Genomic DNA, 15,392 nt, shown 5'->3' on the forward strand with positions numbered 1-15,392 from the left:
CGCTCCTTATGCCGGGTCCGGGGGCCATCGCCCCCGGACCCGCCCGCCTCACGCGTTACGGCGTGCGGCAATCGCCTCGTACACCATGCCGACCAGCAGATCGTCGGCGTCCCGGCGGCCGAACTCGGCGGCGGCGCGGGACATTTCATACAACCGGTGCGGATCGGACAGCACCTGGAGGACGTTGCCCTGCACCCACTCCGGGGTCAGCGCCGCGTCGTCCACCAGCAGGCCGCCCCCGGCGTTGACCACCGGCTGGGCGTTCAGCCGCTGTTCACCGTTGCCGATGGGCAACGGCACGTAGGCGGCGGGCAGTCCGACGGCGGAGAGTTCGGCGACGGTCATCGCGCCCGCGCGGCAGAGCATCATGTCGGCCGCGGCGTACGCGAGATCCATCCGGTCCACGTACGGTACCGGGATGTAGGGGGGCATCCCCGGCATGTTGTCCACGCGCGGCAATTCGTTCTTCGGCCCGACCACGTGCAGGATCTGGATGCCGGAGCGCTGGAGCAGCGGAGCGACGCGCTGCACCACCTCGTTGAGGTGGCGGGCGCCCTGCGAGCCGCCGGAGACCAGCAGCGTCGGCAGGTTGGGGTCGAGGCCGAACGCCGCGCGCGCCTCGGGTCGGACGCGGGCCCGGTCGAGGGTGGCGATGGTGCGGCGGAGCGGGATGCCGATGTAGCGGGCGCCGCGCAGCTTGCTGTCGGGCGTGGAGACGGCGACGCCGTGCGCGTACCGCGAGCCGATCTTGTTGGCCAGGCCGGGCCGGGCGTTGGCCTCGTGGACCACGATCGGGACGCCGGCCCGCTTGGCCGCCAGGTAGCCCGGCAGGGCCACGTAACCACCGAAGCCGACCACGCAGTCGGCCCTGGTGCGTTCCAGGATCTGCTCGGCGGCCTTGATGGTGCCGCGCAGCCGGCCCGGGACGGTGATGAGTTCGGGGGTGGGCTTGCGCGGCAGCGGTACGGCCGGGATGAGGGCGAGTTCGTACCCCCGCTCGGGTACGAGCCTGGTCTCGAGTCCCCGCTCCGTGCCGAGAGCGGTGATCCCCACGCTCGGGTCCTGCCTGCGCAGGGCGTCCGCGAGGGCAAGCGCGGGCTCGATGTGGCCGGCGGTCCCCCCGCCGGCGAGTACGACATGCACCGAAATTCACCGCTCTCCGGACGAACGCTTCTTGACGCGCCGTCTCATCGTCTTCCATCTCACCCCGGGCCTCCGCACGGCCAGGGCCGCCTTCGCGGCGGGCTCGTCCCGCGCGAACGCGATCAGCAGCCCGACGGCGAACATGGTCGGCAGCAGGGCCGACCCCCCGTAGGAGAACAGCGGGAGCGGGACACCGGCGATCGGCAGCAGGCCGAGCACCGCACCGACGTTGATCACGGCCTGGGCCGTGATCCAGGTGGTCACACCTCCCGCTGCGTACCGCACGAAGGGGTCCTCCGTGCGTCCCGCCACGCGGATACCCGCATAGCCTAGAGCCGCGAAGAGGGCGAGCACCGACAGCGTCCCCGCCAACCCCAGTTCCTCCCCGGTGATGGCGAAGATGAAGTCGGTGTGCGGTTCGGGCAGTTGGCCCCATTTTTCCACACTCGCACCGAGGCCCGATCCGAACCATCCGCCCGAGGCCAGAGCATAGATCCCGTGGACGGCCTGCCAGCAGGAGCCGCCGGGTCCGGGCTCGCTCGCTCCCATGCAGTCCAGCCTGGACATGCGGTTGGGGCTGGTCTTGATCAGCAGGAAGCCGATGAGGCCCGCGATGGCGAGCACTCCGGCGAACAGCCGGGTGGGCGCGCCGGCCAGCCAGAGCAGGCCGAACAGGATGGCCGTGAGAATGATCGCAGTACCCATGTCGCCGCCGAGCATGATGAGTCCGAGCAGCATGAAGGCGACCGGCACCAGCGGCACCAGCATGTGCTTCCACTGGGTCAGCAGCCGCTTGTCCTGTTTACGGGCGAGCAGGTCGGCCCCCCACAGGACGAGGGCCAGCTTGCCGAACTCGCTGGGCTGGAGCTGGAAGGGCCCGCCCAGATAGAGCCAGTTGCGGTTGCCGTTGACCGACATCCCTATCCCCGGCACCTGGACCAGGACCATCAGGAAGACGGCGCCCATGAGCAGCGGGTAGGACAGCGCGCGGTGCAGCTTGACCGGCATCCGGGCGGCGGCCGCCATCAGCCCGGCCCCGATCACGGCGGCCAGGAACTGCTTGCGGAAGAAGTAGGTGCCGGGCTTGCCCAGCTCCAGCGCCTTGATCATCGAGGCGGAGTAGACCATCACCAGGCCGAGCACGGTGATCAGCAGTCCGGCGCCCAGGATCACGTAGTAGGCCGTCAGCGGGCGGTCCCAGGCCCGCCGTGCCCGCTCGTACAGCCGACGCACACCGCCGCCGCGCGGGCTGCGGGGGCTGCCCGTGCTCCGGGCCCGCACCGCCGCGGGCCGCCGGGCCTTGGCAGCGGGCCGTACCCGCACGCTCTCTTCGGCCGGCATGTCCCTGTCCCCTCCACTGCTCGTGCCCGGGGCTCCGGCGCCGGGGCACCGCCCCGGCGCAGCCGTAGGCGCCCCGGTGGACCGGGACGGTGCGGCGCGGCGGCCGGTCCGTCAGGCGCTCTCGGCGGCGCGTGCGCGGACGGCGTCCGCGAAGGCCTCGCCCCGCTTGTTGTAGTTGACGAACATGTCCATGGAGGCGCAGGCCGGGGCCATCAGTACGGTGTCTCCCGGCCGGGCGAGCCGTGCCGCCTCGCGGACCGCCTCGGACATCGCCCCAGTGTCGGTCCGGTCGAGGTCGACCACAGGGACCTCGGGCGCGTGTCGCGCGAGGGCTTCGCGGATCAGGGCACGGTCGGCGCCCATCAGCACGACGCCCCGCAGCCGCTTGGCGCAGCCGGTCACCAGCTCGTCGAAGGTGGCGCCCTTGGCCAGCCCGCCTGCGATCCAGACGATGGAGTCGTAGGCGGCGAGCGAGGCCTCGGCGGCGTGCGTGTTGGTGGCCTTGGAGTCGTCCACGTACGCGACGCCGTCGACGTCCGCGATGTGCTCGATGCGGTGCGGGTCGGGGCGGAAGTTGCGCAGCCCGTCGCGCACGGCGGCGGGCTCGACGCCGTAGGCGCGGGCCAGGGCGGCGGCGGCCAGGGCGTTGGCGATGTTGTGCGGGGCAGGCGGGTCGACGTCCGCGACCTCGGCCAGCTCCTGGGCCTGCTTCTGGCGGTTCTGCACGAAGGCCCGGTCGACGAGGATGCCGTCCACGACGCCGAGCTGGGAGGGCCCGGGCGTGCCGAGGGTGAAGCCGATGGCCCGGCAGCCCTCCTCCACGTCCGCCTCGCGCACCAGGTCCTCGGTGGCCGGGTCTGCGGCGTTGTACACGCAGGCGACGCGGTTGCCCTCGTAGATCCGGCCCTTGTCGGCGGCGTACGCCTCCATGGAGCCGTGCCAGTCGAGGTGGTCGGGGGCCAGGTTGAGCACGGCGGCGGAGTGGGCGCGCAGCGAGGGCGCCCAGTGCAGCTGGTAGCTGGAGAGTTCGACGGCGAGCACGTCGTACGGCTCGTCGCCGAGGACGGCGTCCAGCAGGGAGACGCCGATGTTGCCGACGGCGGCGGTGCGCAGTCCGGCGGCCTCCAGGATGGAGGCGAGCATCCGTACGGTCGTGGTCTTGCCGTTGGTCCCGGTGACCGCGAGCCAGGGTGCCGGTTCACGGCCGTCCTGCCCGCGCAGCCGCCAGGCGAGTTCGACGTCGCCCCAGACCGGGACGCCCGCCTCGGCGGCCGCGGCGAACAGCGGCTTGCCGGGCTTCCAGCCGGGGGCGGTGACGACGAGTTCGGTGGACGCGGGCAGGGTGTCGCCGTCGCCGAGGCGCACGGCGATGCCCTGCGCCTCCAGCTCGGCGGCCTGGGCGCGGGAGCGCTCGTCGTCCCCGTCGTTGACGACGGTGACGACGGCGCCGAGGCCGTGCAGCACCCGGGCCGCCGGGATTCCGGAGACCCCGAGTCCGGCGACCGTGACGTGCTTGCCCTGCCAGTCCACGTTGCTCACTTCTTGGCTGCCCATCCTGCGTAGAAGAGGCCGAGTCCGACGATCACGCACATGCCCTGGATGATCCAGAAGCGGACCACGACAAGGACTTCGGACCACCCCTTGAGTTCGAAGTGGTGCTGGAGCGGGGCCATGCGGAAGACGCGCTTGCCGGTCATCTTGAACGAGCCGACCTGGATGACGACGGACATCGTGATCATCACGAAGAGGCCGCCGAGGACGGCCATCAGGAACTCGGTGCGCGAGCAGATCGCGAGGCCCGCGAGCGCGCCGCCGAGGGCGAGCGAGCCGGTGTCCCCCATGAAGATCTTGGCCGGCGAGGTGTTCCACCACAGGAAACCGAAGCAGGAGCCCATCAGCGCGGAGGCCACGACCGCGAGGTCGAGCGGGTCGCGCACTTCGAAACAGGCGCTCGGGTTCGTGAGGGTGCCGGCGTTGGCGCAGGACTCCTGGAACTGCCAGAGCCCGATGAAGGTGTACGCGCCGAAGACCATCACCGACGCGCCGGTGGCCAGGCCGTCCAGACCGTCCGTCAGGTTCACGCCGTTGGACATGGCGAGGATCATGAACAGCGCCCAGAGGACGAAGAGCACCGGGCCGATCGACCAGCCGAAGTCCTCGACGAACGAGAGCTTGTCGGACGCCGGGGTGTTGCCGCGGGCGTCGGCGAACTGGAGCGAGAGCACCGCGAAGGCGACCCCGACTATCAGCTGGCCGGCCATCTTCGCCTTGGCCCGCAGACCGAGCGAGCGCTGCTTGACGATCTTGATGTAGTCGTCGAGGAAGCCGACGAGTCCCATGCCGGCCATCAGGAAGAGGACCAGCACACCGGAGAAGCGCATCTCCTCGCCGGTGATCACCTTCGCCAGGACGTACGCGATGATCGTCGCCAGGATGAAGGCGATGCCGCCCATCGTGGGCGTGCCCTTCTTGGAGCCGTGGGTGCGCGGCCCGTCGTCCCGGATGAACTGCCCGTATCCCTTGCGGGCCAGGAGCTTGATCAGCAGCGGTGTGCCGACCAGGGTCAGGAAGAGCCCGATGGCTCCCGCGAAGAGGATCTGCCTCATCGGCCCGCGACCTCGCCCTCGGTCGCGTTCTCCAGCAGTGCCGTTACGACCTGCTCCAGGCCGACCGACCGGGACGCCTTCACCAGCACGACGTCTCCCGGGCGCAGTTCTCTGCGCAACAGGTCGACGGCAGCCTGTGCGTCGGACACGTGCACCGACTCCTCACCCCACGAACCCTCGTTGTATGCGCCCAGTTGCAGCCAGGAGGCTTCTCTGCCCCCGACCGCGACGAGCTTGCTGACGTTGAGCCGGACGGCGAGCCGTCCGACCGCGTCGTGCTCGGCGAGCGAGGCGTCGCCGAGCTCGGCCATCAGGCCGAGCACCGCCCACGTACGACGCCCCTTCCCCATGGCGGCCAGCGCGCGGAGCGCGGCCTTCGTGGATTCGGGGTTCGCGTTGTAGGCGTCATTGACGAACGTCACGCCGTCCGGACGCTCGGTGACCTCCATGCGCCAGCGGGAGAGGGTGCCCGCCTCGGAGAGCCCTTCGGCGATCTCGTCTGCGGACAGGCCCAGCTCATGGGCGACGGCGGCCGCGGCGAGCGCGTTCGACACGTGGTGCTCACCGTACAGGCGCATGGTCACCTCGCCGCACCCGGTGGGTGTGTGGAGGCGGAACGCAGGGCGTCCGTCGTCGGTGAGGCGCACGTCTTCGCCCCGTACGTCCGCATCCGCGGCTTCGCCGAAGAGGACGACCCGGGCCTTGGTACGGGAGGACATGGCGCGTACGAGGGGGTCGTCGGCGTTGAGCACGGCGACGCCGTCCCCGGGCAGCGACTCGACCATCTCCCCCTTGGCCTGGGCGATCTGCTCCTTGCCGCCGAACTCTCCGATGTGCGCGCTGCCGACGTTCAGCACAAGGCCGACGCGCGGCGGGACGAGTCCGGTGAGGTAGCGGATGTCCCCGATGTAGCGGGCGCCCATTTCGAGGACCAGGTGCCGGGTCTCGTCGGTGGCGCGCAGCGCGGTGAGCGGCAGGCCGATCTCGTTGTTGAGGTTGCCCTCCGGGTAGACGGTGGGCCCCTTGCGCTCCAGGAGTTGCGCGATGAGGTCCTTGGTGGAGGTCTTGCCCGCGGAGCCGGTGAGGGCGACGACGGTGGCGCCGAGGCGGCGGACGACGGCGCGGGAGAGCGCGCCGAGGGCCGCCACGACGTCGTCGACGACGATGGCGGGCACACCGACGGGGCGGGTGGCCAGGACGAGGGCCGCGCCCGCCTCGGCGGCGCGCTCGGCGTAGTCGTGGCCGTCGGCCCGTTCGCCGGCGAAGGCGACGAACAGGCTGCCGGGCGTCACCTTGCGGGAGTCGATGACGACCGGTCCGCTGACGGTCACTGCCGGATCCGGTATGTCGTGCGTCTGCCCGCCGACGATTTCGGCGATCTCGGCGAGGGAAAGGGCGATCACTTGGTCATCCCTGACTGTTGTTCTCGTGGTGGGAGGCACGGGGGTCGGCGCCGTCGTGCCCCAGGGAGCGCTCGATGGCCTCGCGCAGGACGACCCGGTCGTCGAAGGGGCGGACGACGCCGTGGACGTCCTGGCCCTGCTCGTGGCCCTTGCCGGCGACGAGCACGGTGTCGCCGGGCTCGGCCCGGGCGACCGCGGCGTCGACGGCCGCGGCCCGGTCGGCGTCGACGAGGACGTCGCCGCGCTCGTGGACGGGCACCTCGGCGGCGCCGGCCAGCATGGCGGCGAGGATGCCGAGCGGGTCCTCGGAGCGGGGGTTGTCGGAGGTCAGGACGGCGGTGTCGGCGAGCCGGGCCGCCGCCGCGCCCATCGGGCCGCGCTTGGTGGTATCGCGGTCGCCGCCGCAGCCGAGGACGATGTGCACCTTGCCCTTGGTGACCTTGCGCAGGGACCGCAGCACGGACTCGACGGCGTCGGTCTTGTGCGCGTAGTCGACGAGCGCGAGGTAGGGCTGTCCGGCGTCGATCCGCTCCAGCCGGCCGGGGACCCCGGGCACGGTCGCGATGCCGTCGGCCGCGGTCTGCGGGTCGATCCCGGCGACGGCGAGGGTGACGATCGCGGCCAGGGTGTTGGCGACGTTGAACGGGCCGGGCAGCGGGGCCTTGGCACCGGCCCGCTCGCCGTCGGGGCCGACGACGGTGAAGGTGGAGCCGAGCTGGCCGACGACGACGTCCTCGGCCCGCCAGTCGGCGTCCGGGTGGCCCTCGGCGGAGAAGGTCGTGATGGGCACGGAGGCCTCGGTGACGAGCCTGCGGCCGTACTCGTCGTCGAAGTTGACGACGCCCCGCTTGCTGCGCTGCGGGGTGAACAGCCGGGCCTTGGCCTGGAAGTAGTCCTCCATGCCGGAGTGGAACTCCATGTGCTCCGGGCTGAGGTTGTTGAAGACGGCGACGTCGAAGACGCAGCCGTCGACGCGGCCGAGAACCAGCGCGTGGCTGGAGACCTCCATGGTGACGGCGTCGACACCGCGTTCGCGCATGACGGCGAACAGGGCCTGCAGGTCGGTGGCTTCGGGCGTGGTGCGCTCGGACTTGATGCGCTCGTCGCCGATCCGCATCTCCACCGTGCCGATGAGCCCGGTGGGGCGTCCCGCGCCGCGGAAGCCGCCCTCGACGAGGTAGGCGGTGGTGGTCTTGCCGGACGTGCCGGTGATGCCGATCTGGAGGAGGTCGGCGCCGGGGCGGCCGTAGATCTCGGCGGCGAGTTCGCCCATCCGGCCGCGCGGGTTCTCGGTGACCAGCACCGGGATTCCGGTGGCCCGGGCGCGTTCGGCGCCGGACGGGTCGGTGAGGACGGCCGCCGCGCCGAGCCCGGCCGCCTGGGCGGCGAAGTCGGCGCCGTGCAGCCGGGCGCCCGGCAGGGCCGCGTACAGGTCTCCGGGGCGCACGGCCCGGGAGTCGTGGGTGATGCCGGTGACGTCGCCGGTGCCCGGCGGTTCGGCTCCCAGCCGGTCTGCGAGTGTGGCCAGGGACGTCGGCCGCAGCCGGTCCGGGCGAGGCGCTCCCGGGTAGTTCACAGGCGCGTCCTTCTGGGTCGTTCGGGACTGTTCAGCGTGGGGCACGGCGGTGAGCGTACCGGGCGCACCCCGCCTCTCGCGAAGTGAGGGGCCGGAGGAACGGACGTTCTCGTTCCGGTTACCGGGGTCGGGGGTGATGGTTGTCACTGGTGGTCTCCGCGAGTTCACTCGCCGGTTCCGAAGAAGACCGGCAGCTTGGCCGCCGGGCGGCCGGACGGGGGCGTCTGGAGGGTTTTGAGGGCGAATTCCATGACCTGCTTGTAGATGGGGCCGCAGGTCTGGCCGCCGAAGTGGCTTCCCTTGGTGGGGTTCTGGATCGCGCAGTAGACGGTGACCTGGGGGTCGTCGGCGGGCGCGAAGCCGGCGAAGGACGCGGTGTAGCCGTGATAGCCGCCGCGCACCGGGTCGACGCGGTTGGCGGTGCCGGTCTTGCCCGCGACCCGGTAGCCGGGGATCTGGGCCTTGTTGCCGGTGCCCTCCTCGTCGCTGACCACCGATTCGAGCATGGTGGCGAGCGTCTTGGCGGTCTTCTCGCTGACGACCCGCCTCTGTTCGGGCGCCTCGGCCGGGTTGAAGCGGCCGTCCGGGCCCCGGGTGCCGCGTACGAGGGTCGGCTCGATCCGTACGCCGCCGTTGGCGACCGTCGAGTAGATCGAGGCGGCCTGCATGGCGTTGAGGGAGAGGCCCTGGCCGAACGGGATCGTGTACTGCTGCGAGGTCGACCAGTCCTGCGGCTTGGCGAGCAGACCGGGCGTCTCGCCGGGGTAGTCGAGCCCGGTGGGCGAGCCGATGCCGAATTTCCTCAGATAGGAGTACAGCACCTTGTTCGCCTGGGCCTGCGTCTTGCCCAGCTGGCCGGTGGCCATGATGGTGCCGATGTTGCTGGACTTGGCGAGTACGCCGTTGAGCGTCAGCTGCCAGGTGGGGTGGTCGATGTCGTCCTTGAAGAGGCGGTCGCCCCGGTGCAGCCGGTTGGGGACCGTGACGTGCGTGCCGGCGGTGGCGACGCCCTCCTCCAGTACGGCGGCCATGGACATCACCTTGCTGGTGGAGCCGGGTTCGTAGACGTCCTGGAGGGCCGGGTTGCCCAGTGAGGCGGCGTCGGCCTGCGAGAGGTCGTTGGGGTCGAAGCCCGGGGCGTTGGCCATGGCGAGGACCTCGCCGGTGCGGGTGTTCTGCACGACGACGTAACCGCGGTCGGCCTTCGACTCCGCCACCTGCTCGGAGATGGCCTTCTGGGCCGCCCACTGGATGTCGCGGTCGATGGTCAGCTCGATGTCGGAGCCGGCCACCGCCGGGACCTCCTTGGTGCCCGCCGTGGGCACCCTGCGGCCGCCGGACTGGGCGTACTTGATCGTGCCGTCCTCACCCGCGAGCTGCTTGTCCAGCTTCGATTCGAGGCCGCCCGCGCCCTTGCCCTCGGCGTTGACGTAACCCAGTATCCCGGCGGCCAGGGTGCCGTTGGGGTAGACCCGCTTGGTGGTCGCCTCCTGGAAGACGCCGGCCAGCACGTTGGCGCCGGCCCCGCCGGCCGCCTTGTCCTTCGCGGCCTTCTCGGCGAAGACGGACTTGAGGTCCTTGATCTGCTTCCAGACCTGCGGGGTCTGCCTGCGGGCCAGGACCGCGTACCGGCTCCTGGGCTTGGAGAGCTTCTTGACCAGGCCCTCCGCGTCCACATCGAGGATCGGCGCGAGCAGGGCCGCGGCCTGCTGCGGGGCGTCGGGCGCCTTGCTGTCGGCCGGCGTGAACATCTTGGGGTCGGCCGTGATGTCGTACGCGTCCACGCTGGTGGCCAGCGCGATGCCGCTCCGGTCGGTGATCTCCCCGCGCTCCGCGGCGACCGTGTAGCTCAGGTAGCGGTTCGTCTCGGCCTTCGCGGCGTACGCGTGCGCGTCGACGGCCTGGACCTGGAGGAGCCGTACGACGAACGCGGTCATGACGAGCGTCAGGGCGAGGCTGACCAGCCGCAGCCTCGGACGCGGGCTGCCCAGCCGCAGTGTCCGGCCGGAGCGTCCGCGTGGCGCCCGGCCGCGCGGCGCGGCGGAGGGGAGGCGTCGCTGCTGGGGGCGGGGCCGGCCGGACGCGGCGGCGTTACGGGGCCGCGCGGGGCCGGGGACCCGGCGGCGCGGTGGTTCCTTGGAGGGCACTGCGTGTCACCTGCCGGGGCTCGTGGAGGGCTGTGCTGCCGGGGTGCCGGAGGCCGTGGACCCGCCGGGTGCCGGGGTGCCCGTGGGAGTGGATGCGGGCGTGCCGGCGGCCGGCGGGTCGGCGGCGGGCGTGGTCGGCGGGGGCGCGATCACCGGGGCCGGCGGGGCCTTGGACGGGACGCCCCAGATCGTGCCGTCGGGGTTCAGGAAGGCGGGGCCGCCGCCGGGGACCATGCCCAGCTCGCGGGCGCGGCGGGCGAGGGCGTCGGGCTCGGAGGAGGCGTCGACGTCGCGTTGGAGGGCCTGCTGCTCGTCGGTCAGCTCGGTGGTCCGCTTCTTCAGCTCGCTCAGCTCGAAGGAGCCCTCGTTGAGCGCGGAGTTGAGCAGCAGGAGGGTGATCAGGCCGCCGCCCAGGAGCAGGACGACCAGCAGGACGAACGGGGCCCGGGCCGCGGTGCTCGGCCCGGCGGGCATCAGCCGGGTGAGCCGTGTGGCACGTCCTGGTCGCTGCCCGGCCGGTTTGCTCACCGCGCCGCTCCGTCCCCGGCGGGCGCGGCCGTGGGCCGGCGGCTCACCGCTCGTCCTCGCGGACGCGCTGGGCGCCGCGCAGCCGGGCGGGGGCGGCGCGGCGGTTCTCGGCGACCTCTTCCTCGGTGGGGAGTTCGGCGCCCCGGGTGAGCAGCTTCAGCCGGGGCTGGTAGCGCTCGGGGACGACGGGCAGGCCGGGCGGTGCGGTGTTGGCGGCGCCCGCCACGAGCACCTGCTTGACCAGGCGGTCCTCCAGCGACTGGTACGAGAGGACCGCGATGCGCCCGCCGACGGCGAGGGCGGAGACGGCTGCCGGAATGGCCCGCTCCAGGACCGTGAGCTCGCCGTTGACCTCGATGCGCAGGGCCTGGAAGGTGCGCTTGGCGGGGTTGCCGCCGGTGCGCATGGCGGCCTGCGGCAGGGCCTCGCGGATCAGCTCGACGAGCCGGGCGCTGTTGGTGAACGGCTCCTTCTCGCGCTCGCGCACGACGGCGGAGACGATGCGTTTGGCCTGCTTCTCCTCGCCGTACGCGCGCAGGATGCGCACCAGTTCGCCCGGCGGGTAGGTGTTGAGGACCTCGGCGGCGCTGATGCCGGTCGTCTGGTCCATGCGCATGTCGAGCGGGGCGTCGCGGGCGTAGGCGAAGCCCCGGTCGGACTCGTCCAGCTGCATCGAGGAGACGCCGAGGTCGAACAGGATGCCCTGCACCTTGGGGATGCCGAGCCGGTCGAGCACCTCGGGCAGTTCGTCGTAGACGGCGTGCACCAGGGTCGCGCGGTCGCCGTATGGGGCGAGCCGTTCGCCGGAGAGGCGCAGGGCCTCCTTGTCGCGGTCCAGGGCGATCAGCCGGGCTGTGGGGAAGGCGGCGAGCAGCGCCTCGCTGTGCCCGCCGAGCCCGAGGGTGCAGTCGACGACCACAGGTGGCTGGGGGCCGGGCGCCTCCAGAGCCGGTGCCAACATGTCCAGGCATCGCTGGAGCATCACCGGGACGTGTCGGGTCTGGCTCATGCGCCCTCTCAGGCTCAGCTTCCCGCGTGGCGGGACGTACGGCCTGGTCCCCGCCCGCTCGCGAAGGGGAGGTCCGCCGGCGCCGGGGAAGGGGCGTCAGCCGACCGGCGAGCGGGAGAGGGCCGGGCCGTACGTACGCCGCGCACACGGGTAAAAGTTCGAAATGTGCAGGGTGTCGGTAACTTCCCGTCACTTTAGTCCACCCTGCCACTCGATCGATTCCCGATCAATCAACCCGGCAGCGCGTCGGCCCTCGCGCGTTCACCCACGCGGGCGACCGGAGACTGGCTTGTGGAGTACCTCACAACAAGCACCGTTGACGTTCTTTGTCCGCTTCCCCCTCGCACCGGGGTGGGTGGCGGGGGCTAACGTCTTGAGCATGTCGACTCCTTCGCACTCCCCCGCCGAGCCCGCCGCCACGGTCACCGACCGCCTGGTCGAGGCGAACGGCCGTTACGCCTCAGAGTTCAAGGACCCCGGTATGGACGCCAAGCCGGTGCTCCAGGTCGCCGTGGTCGCCTGCATGGACGCCCGGCTCGACCTGCACAAGGCCCTCGGCCTGTCGCTGGGCGACTGTCACACCATCCGCAACGCCGGCGGCGTGGTCACCGACGACGTCATCCGTTCGCTGGCGATCAGTCAGCGGGCGCTCGGCACGCGCAGCATCGTCCTGATCCACCACACGGGCTGCGGCATGGAGTCCGTCACGGAGGACTTCCGCCAGGAGCTGGAGCACGAGGTCGGGCAGCGGCCGTCGTGGGCCGTGGAGGCATACACCGACGCCGACCAGGACGTGCGGCAGTCGATGCAGCGGGCCCGCACCTCGCCGTTCCTCAAGTACACCGACGACGTGCGCGGCTTCGTCTTCGACGTGACCACCGGCAAGCTGCGCGAGGTCCTGCCGGCCGCCTGACCGGATGATGATCGGACCGGGCGGCCCGGCAGGGCCGCCCGCAGGGGGCGGACGACCACCTTCCGGTGAGAAATCCTCACCCAATCCGACATATCACTCCCGGTTGTCCACAGGCGAGTGACACGAAGCGGTAACGGCAACAAGAATGCGTGAGTGACACCCCGTCGGACCTCGTTTCCGGCGTGGTGTCCGCATTTCGGGGAGGGCCGCGCCGCGCGACGGTGCCGGCCCGTGACTGGGGAATCCCGCGCTCCTCGGGAGCGCGGGGCAGGGCCGAGGAGGGCCGGGTGACGACCTATGACGATCGAGCGAGCCTCACAGATCTGACCACCACCGTCGAGCGGGTGCGCAGGTCGATGGAGACTGTGATCGAGGGCAAGCCCGAGGTCGTACGGCTTTCGCTGACCGTACTGCTCGCGGAGGGGCACCTGCTGATCGAGGACGTCCCCGGGGTGGGCAAGACCATGCTGGCCAAGGCACTGGCCCGGTCCGTCGACTGCTCGGTGCGGCGCATCCAGTTCACGCCGGACCTGCTGCCCTCGGACATCACCGGTGTGTCGATCTACGACCAGCAGCGGCGCGACTTCGAGTTCAAGCCCGGCGCGATCTTCGCCCAGATCGTGATCGGCGATGAGATCAACCGCGCCTCGCCGAAGACCCAGTCCGCGCTGCTGGAGTCGATGGAGGAGCGCCAGGTCACCATCGACGGGCACAGTTACGAGCTGCCCGACCCGTTCATGGTCGTGGCGACGCAGAACCCGGTGGAGATGGAGGGCACGTATCCGCTGCCCGAGGCCCAGCGCGACCGGTTCATGGCCCGGGTGTCGATCGGCTATCCCAGCGCGGAGGCCGAGCTCAGGATGCTCGACGTGCACGGCGGCCTCTCCCCGCTCGACGACCTCCAGCCCGTGGCGCACGCGCACGACATCGTGAAGCTCATCGACGCGGTCCGCGCGGTCCACGTCGCCGAGGCCGTCCGCAGATACGCGGTCCAGCTCGTCGGCGCCACCCGCACCCACCCCGACCTCCGGCTCGGCGCCTCGCCGCGCGCCACGCTGCACCTGCTGCGCGCCGCCAAGGCCTCCGCCGCGCTGGCCGGCCGGGACTACTGCCTGCCGGACGACGTGCAGGCGCTGGCCGTCGCGGTGCTGGCGCACCGCCTGCTGCCCACCGCGCAGGCCCAGCTCAACCGCCGCAGCGCCGAGCAGGTGGTGCTGGAGATCCTGCAGCACACCCCGGTGCCCACGGCCGCCGGAGGCGCCGTGCCTGCTCCCCCGTACCAGGCGGGCCCGGCGTACGGCGGCCCGCAGCAGCCCGGCATGCGGCGTCCGTGATGGCTCCGGGGGGACCCGTCGCGATGGACGGAGCCGACGACAAGGGCGGGGTACGGGCCGCGCTCGGCGGCCTGACCACCCGGGGGCGGTCCTTCCTCGCGGCCGGGACCGCCGCGGCGGTCTGCGCCTACGCGTTGGGCCAGGGGGACCTGCTGCGCGTCGGACTGCTGCTCGCCGTGCTGCCGCTGGTGTGCGTGGCGGTGCTCTACCGGACCCGCTACCGGGTCACGGGCACCCGCAAGCTCTCCCCGTCGCGTGTCCCGGCCGGCTCCGAGGCCCGCGTCCACCTGCGCATGGACAACGTCTCGCGGCTGCCCACGGGCCTGCTGATGCTCCAGGACCGGGTGCCGTACGTGCTCGGGCCCCGGCCCCGGTTCGTGCTGGACCGGGTGGAGGCGGGCGGCCGGCGCGAGGTGTCCTACCGGGTCAGGTCCGACCTGCGCGGCCGCTACCCGCTCGGGCCGCTGCAACTGCGGCTGAGCGACCCGTTCGGCATGTGCGAGCTGACGCGTTCCTTCAGCGCGTACGACACCCTGGTCGTGGTCCCGCGCACCGAGCCGCTGCCGCCCGTGCGGCTGGCGGGCGAGGCGTCCGGCCGCGGCGAGGGGCGCCAGCGGTCCCTGGCGCTGGCCGGTGAGGACGACGTGATCCCGCGGGGCTACCGCTACGGCGACGACCTGCGCCGGGTCCACTGGCGCTCCACCGCCCGCTACGGCGAGCTGATGGTGCGCCGCGAGGAGCAGCCGCAGCGCGCCAGGTGCACGGTCCTGCTCGACACCCGGCAGGCCGCCTACCGGGGGACGGGAGCGGACTCGGCGTTCGAGTGGGCCGTCTCCGGGGCGGCCTCCGTGCTGATGCACATGCTGGAGCGCGGCTTCGCGGTCCGGCTGCTGACGGACATGGGGGACGCGGCGCCGGGCGACGGCGAGGGCGGCTTCGCCGGCGCCACCCAGGCCACCGCGGAGTCGGCGGGGCTGATGCTGGACACCCTCGCGGAGATCGACCACTCCGACGGCGGGGGCCTCTCGCGGGCCTACGACGTGCTGCGCGGGGGCGGTGAGGGGCTGCTGATCGCCTTCCTGGGCGATCTGGACGAGGAACAGACCGGTGTGGCCACCCGGATGCGGCAGCGCAGCGGCGGGGCCGTCGCCTTCGTCCTGGACAGCGCCGCCTGGGTGGACGGCGAGTCGCCCGCCACCCGGGAGGCGGCGGAGCGACGGGTCCGCAGGCTGCGCGAGGCGGGGTGGACGGTGGTGCCGGCGGGGCCCGGCACGCAGCTGGGCGCGCTGTGGCAGCTGGCGGGCCGGCAGGGGGCGCCGGCCGAGTCCGGGGCCGGCGCGACGGGATACGCCGGGGGCTGGGGATGAGGGGACTGCACATGGGGGCGCTGGA

At 72.2% G+C, this 15,392-nt stretch carries 12 protein-coding genes; 3 read left to right on the forward strand and 9 right to left on the reverse strand.

Features of this window, described 5'->3' with window-relative positions:
• Window positions 1–48: 48 nt before the first annotated feature.
• The 9 genes from murG to rsmH all read right to left on the reverse strand — a co-directional run bounded on the left by murG (window position 49) and on the right by rsmH (window position 11,753).
• Complete coding sequence (gene murG, locus OG242_RS07075; protein WP_405897326.1) at window positions 49–1,143, reverse strand: undecaprenyldiphospho-muramoylpentapeptide beta-N-acetylglucosaminyltransferase; 1,095 nt, start codon at window positions 1,141–1,143, stop codon at window positions 49–51.
• A 6-nt stretch (window positions 1,144–1,149) separates the two neighbouring features.
• Complete coding sequence (gene ftsW / locus OG242_RS07080; protein WP_405897327.1) at window positions 1,150–2,484, reverse strand: putative lipid II flippase FtsW; 1,335 nt, start codon at window positions 2,482–2,484, stop codon at window positions 1,150–1,152.
• Between the two features lie 111 nt (window positions 2,485–2,595).
• Window positions 2,596–4,023: a UDP-N-acetylmuramoyl-L-alanine--D-glutamate ligase gene (gene murD, locus OG242_RS07085; RefSeq protein WP_405901530.1), complete on the reverse strand. Its 1,428-nt coding sequence runs from the start codon at window positions 4,021–4,023 to the stop codon at window positions 2,596–2,598.
• A complete protein-coding gene (gene mraY, locus OG242_RS07090) occupies window positions 4,020–5,090 on the reverse strand; it encodes a phospho-N-acetylmuramoyl-pentapeptide-transferase (RefSeq protein WP_405897328.1) in 1,071 nt (356 codons plus the stop codon). The genes murD and mraY overlap by 4 nt, the downstream gene beginning before the upstream one ends.
• The gene (gene murF / locus OG242_RS07095) at window positions 5,087–6,493 is read right to left on the reverse strand and encodes a UDP-N-acetylmuramoyl-tripeptide--D-alanyl-D-alanine ligase (RefSeq protein ID WP_405897329.1); all 1,407 of its coding nucleotides are present in this window, start codon (window positions 6,491–6,493) and stop codon (window positions 5,087–5,089) included. The genes mraY and murF overlap by 4 nt, the downstream gene beginning before the upstream one ends.
• 4 nt (window positions 6,494–6,497) lie before the next feature.
• Window positions 6,498–8,216, reverse strand: a complete 1,719-nt coding sequence (locus OG242_RS07100; RefSeq protein WP_405897330.1) for a UDP-N-acetylmuramoyl-L-alanyl-D-glutamate--2,6-diaminopimelate ligase — start codon at window positions 8,214–8,216, stop codon at window positions 6,498–6,500.
• Window positions 8,217–8,233: 17 nt separating this feature from the next.
• On the reverse strand, window positions 8,234–10,216 hold the full coding sequence (locus OG242_RS07105; RefSeq protein WP_405897331.1) for a peptidoglycan D,D-transpeptidase FtsI family protein: 1,983 nt from the start codon (window positions 10,214–10,216) through the stop codon (window positions 8,234–8,236).
• A gap of 6 nt (window positions 10,217–10,222) precedes the next feature.
• Entirely contained in the window at window positions 10,223–10,690 is a 468-nt protein-coding gene (locus OG242_RS07110; protein ID WP_405901531.1) for a septum formation initiator family protein, read from the reverse strand.
• Between the two features lie 97 nt (window positions 10,691–10,787).
• Window positions 10,788–11,753 (reverse strand): 16S rRNA (cytosine(1402)-N(4))-methyltransferase RsmH, encoded by a 966-nt coding sequence (rsmH, locus tag OG242_RS07115; protein WP_405897332.1) that lies wholly within the window; start codon window positions 11,751–11,753, stop codon window positions 10,788–10,790.
• A gap of 379 nt (window positions 11,754–12,132) precedes the next feature.
• Here rsmH and OG242_RS07120 point away from each other — a divergent pair, with 379 nt between their 5' ends.
• From OG242_RS07120 to OG242_RS07130, 3 genes are all read left to right on the forward strand, one after another.
• Entirely contained in the window at window positions 12,133–12,666 is a 534-nt protein-coding gene (locus OG242_RS07120; protein WP_405897333.1) for a beta-class carbonic anhydrase, read from the forward strand.
• Between the two features lie 287 nt (window positions 12,667–12,953).
• The gene (locus OG242_RS07125) at window positions 12,954–14,000 is read left to right on the forward strand and encodes an AAA family ATPase (protein WP_405897334.1); all 1,047 of its coding nucleotides are present in this window, start codon (window positions 12,954–12,956) and stop codon (window positions 13,998–14,000) included.
• Complete coding sequence (locus tag OG242_RS07130; protein ID WP_405901532.1) at window positions 14,000–15,367, forward strand: DUF58 domain-containing protein; 1,368 nt, start codon at window positions 14,000–14,002, stop codon at window positions 15,365–15,367. The genes OG242_RS07125 and OG242_RS07130 overlap by 1 nt, the downstream gene beginning before the upstream one ends.
• Window positions 15,368–15,392: the final 25 nt, after the last annotated feature.

This window comes from Streptomyces sp. NBC_00727, assembly GCF_045161745.1.
GTDB lineage: Bacteria > Actinomycetota > Actinomycetes > Streptomycetales > Streptomycetaceae > Streptomyces.